This is a genomic window from Aquimarina longa SW024 (genome assembly GCF_001401755.1).
GTDB classification, from domain to species: domain Bacteria; phylum Bacteroidota; class Bacteroidia; order Flavobacteriales; family Flavobacteriaceae; genus Aquimarina; species Aquimarina longa.
In genome coordinates this window covers 1-2,128 of the sequence record NZ_AVQK01000085.1, presented here as the reverse complement: position 1 = coordinate 2,128, position 2,128 = coordinate 1, and the positions used below count along the sequence as shown (strand labels likewise).

The following is a 2,128-nucleotide window of genomic DNA, read 5'->3' as shown; positions in this document are numbered from 1 at the left end:
AATTAAAATTATGAATACTTCTAAAAAACAATCATTTTTTTTTAAAAACTTTTTTGTATGCTTTCTTTTTTTAAATTTAACATTATTGATATCGGGGTGTTCAGACAATTCAATTAGTGAAACTGAAGAAGTTGAAGAAATTGGATTATTTGCCTCCGATAAACTCGAAGAACCAGACCAAGATGACAGAGAATAAAAAGAAAGTATTTACTTCAATTTTTATAGTAATAGGTGCAGTAATAATTTTTATTGCACCTTTACTACATATTAACTTTCCTAAAAAACCAGAAGAAGTAAAATTGTTTCAAGAAAAAATTAATACTTTTAATAGGTTAAAAAATAAAGAAATCTGTCAGTTAGAAGAAAGCTTAAAGTCAAATGAGATTACACCTCTTGAATATATTGAACAACTGGAATTATTTAATATTGACAGAAGTGTTGAGGCTAATTTATTAGATTATCAATTAAGTCAAATAGTTAATAAACATAGATATTTTGGATTTAGAACATTAAGAGTTTTTTTGATTGGCTTTGGTATTAGATTGCCATATATTCTTTTTTCCTTTATAATATTATTTTTATTTCTTTATTCAAAAGATAAATTAAAAGCTAATGTATATTTATACCGCTCTATTATAATTTTATACTCAATATCATTTCTGATATCGTTTTATATGATTATTTGGTTTATCTTACCACAAGATCTACCTATTACAGCTTATCATATCTTAATTATGACCTTAGCAATTTTAAGTTCATGGTCTTCAGTTTCTTTAGTTAAATATTATTACAACAGAGATACTAATTTTTTATTAAGTTTCAGAATAAAAGAATTAATTCATTTTATTACTATTAGTCGTAAAAATTATGTTTTAGATTTTGCCGTAAAAGCCTTTCATGCAAATCCTGATTTGAAAGAAGATATTCAGGTTAAATTAGAAGAATATGACGAAGAGTTAGAAATAACAATGAAGAAAATAGCTTGTAAAGATGAATCATAAAAAAGAGAAAATATATGATAAAATCTTCAAGCAAGGTCTGATTTATGAATCAGATGCAAATGATCTAAACCAATCTCTGATGGATTTATTTGAGCTAGAAATTAGAAAAAAAGAAAATCAATTGAATGAGCTTAATTTAAAAAAACAGTTATTAAAAGAAAGCATTTCTGCTACGCTATGAATGAGAACTATTCAATTTTCTTAATGTTTCTCTCTGTTATTATTTTTAACTGTTCTGTTATCAATTCTTCGTCTGTGATTTTCCCATCTAAAATTTTCATTTTTATATACATCCATAGTAATGGACTCTGTGAAAACTCACTATCTCTCAAATACATATTTTCAATAATTTCTGCAACAGAATAATTATCAAGTTTTCTTCTTTGAGTATTTAAATTTTTAGGCTTTAAAGTGTTATTGGATAGATCTATATTAATAAGATCGTCAATTGTTATTTGATAAGTTTCAGATATTTTTTGTAGTGTCTCAATCTTTGGAAAAGCTTTCTTATCTATATATGATCCTATATTTCCTCTTTTTAACCCAATTGTTTCTCCAAAAGCATCCTTTCCTAGACCTGTCTTATGTAGTAAAAAGCTTAAATTTTCTGATATGTAATTCATTAATTTTGTGTATTTAACATATTATATATGTTTTTTTCATATAAAATATGTATATTTGACTGAGGTTAAAACGTAAATTTATAAAAAAACAAGTGAAGTATGTATATATATAAGGAAAAACGCAGGGGGCGAAACTAGTATAGGTAAGAAATTAATGAGTTGATAATCTTTTTAGATATAAGAGATTTGGATAATAAAGAAATAAAATTGGTAAACTATGAAAGAAGATAGAAAATTAATTATTGAATCTTTGTTTATTAAATATGAAGATGCTTTTAATGCTAATGGTCTAGATAGGTGTTTGAATTTTCCCGAAGGTACAATGCAGAAATTTTATAAGTATAATAGACAATTAAGTAGGAAAAGGATTAATAGGATTTATCGATTTACAGAAAAGTTTGTATCTGATTTTGAAAAATTAAAAAAAAATAAGCATATAACTTAAATCTATAAGTAAATGATTCCACGATTTAACTAAAATATTAAAATTAGATTATTCCCAAA

Annotated in this window: 5 protein-coding genes; 4 read left to right on the top strand and 1 reads right to left on the bottom strand. The window is 24.3% G+C overall.

The window, feature by feature from the left end; all coding sequences use genetic code 11:
• The 3 genes from N456_RS24855 to N456_RS08975 all read left to right on the top strand — a co-directional run.
• Nucleotides 1-196, top strand: a 196-nt coding sequence (locus N456_RS24855) for a hypothetical protein (protein WP_205410265.1), incomplete at its 5' end; no start/stop codon positions are given.
• Nucleotides 183-1,001, top strand: a complete 819-nt coding sequence (locus N456_RS08980) for a hypothetical protein (RefSeq protein WP_062056084.1) — start codon at nucleotides 183-185, stop codon at nucleotides 999-1,001. The genes N456_RS24855 and N456_RS08980, both read left to right, overlap by 14 nt.
• Nucleotides 991-1,182, top strand: coding sequence for a hypothetical protein (locus N456_RS08975; RefSeq protein WP_062056082.1), 192 nt, complete (start codon nucleotides 991-993; stop codon nucleotides 1,180-1,182). Before N456_RS08980 ends, N456_RS08975 begins: the two co-directional genes overlap by 11 nt.
• A 7-nt stretch (nucleotides 1,183-1,189) precedes the next feature.
• Here N456_RS08975 and N456_RS08970 read toward each other — a convergent pair whose 3' ends face one another.
• On the bottom strand, nucleotides 1,190-1,624 hold the full coding sequence (locus N456_RS08970) for a helix-turn-helix domain-containing protein (RefSeq protein WP_062056080.1): 435 nt from the start codon (nucleotides 1,622-1,624) through the stop codon (nucleotides 1,190-1,192).
• 217 nt (nucleotides 1,625-1,841) lie between these two features.
• On the opposite strand from N456_RS08970, the gene N456_RS08965 reads away from it, so the two are divergent.
• Nucleotides 1,842-2,069 carry a hypothetical protein gene (locus N456_RS08965; RefSeq protein WP_062056078.1) on the top strand — a complete coding sequence of 76 codons (228 nt, stop codon included), beginning with the start codon at nucleotides 1,842-1,844 and terminating at the stop codon, nucleotides 2,067-2,069.
• The last annotated feature ends 59 nt before the right edge of the window (nucleotides 2,070-2,128 follow it).

Excerpts from the sequence above, each read along its gene's own strand:
- N456_RS08980 (WP_062056084.1), top strand. The coding sequence starts at position 183 with ATGACAGAGAATAAAAAGAAAGTATTTACTTCAATTTTTATAGTAATA.
- N456_RS08975 (WP_062056082.1), top strand. The coding sequence starts at position 991 with ATGAATCATAAAAAAGAGAAAATATATGATAAAATCTTCAAGCAAGGT.
- N456_RS08970 (WP_062056080.1), bottom strand. The coding sequence starts at position 1,624 with ATGAATTACATATCAGAAAATTTAAGCTTTTTACTACATAAGACAGGT.
- N456_RS08965 (WP_062056078.1), top strand. The coding sequence starts at position 1,842 with ATGAAAGAAGATAGAAAATTAATTATTGAATCTTTGTTTATTAAATAT.